Consider the following 622-nt stretch of genomic DNA (forward strand, 5'->3'; position numbering starts at 1 on the left):
CTTCATCGCAGCGCTCCCGCCGCAGAGCCACGACGAGTGATCCGCGGCCGTGACGAGTGACCACTGACCTCGTCCGGCCCCGCCAGGCTCCGCGCGACGAGCGCGGTCTCGGTCCCGTATGGCCCTCCCCGCCCCCGTGGCGCGCGCGACGGGCCGCACGGGGCCGAGACGTTTTCCGGGCCGCCGCGCACGGCCCGGGCGTGGCAACCGCGTGACCGGCGCGGCCCGCGCCGCGGACGCGGCACGCGCCCCCGCGTCCGCGCAGACACCACAGGCATCACAGACACCGCAGGCATCACAGGCATCACAGGAAACGAGGCACCGTGTCCCCCGTCACCGACCGCCTTCCCGTCTTCCCCTGGGACCGGCTCGAGCCGTACAAGGCCACCGCGACCAGCCACCCGGACGGCATCGTGGACCTCTCGGTCGGTACCCCGGTGGACCCGGTCCCCGCCGCGATCCAGCGCGCCCTGACCGACGCGGCCGACAGCCCCGGCTACCCCACGGTGTGGGGGACCGTCGCGCTCCGCGACGCCATTGCCGGCTGGGTCGAGCGCCGGCTCGGCGCCCGCGAGGCGGGCCACGCGCAGGTGCTGCCGGTCGTCGGGTCGAAGGAGCTGGT

At 75.9% G+C, this 622-nt stretch carries 1 pseudogene; it reads left to right on the forward strand.

What is annotated here, in order from left to right:
* Nucleotides 1-323: 323 nt before the first annotated feature.
* Nucleotides 324-622, forward strand: a pseudogene (locus tag KUM32_RS31280) (succinyldiaminopimelate transaminase); the annotation flags it as partial.

The sequence above is a fragment of the Streptomyces sp. AC627_RSS907 genome (genome assembly GCF_019049165.1).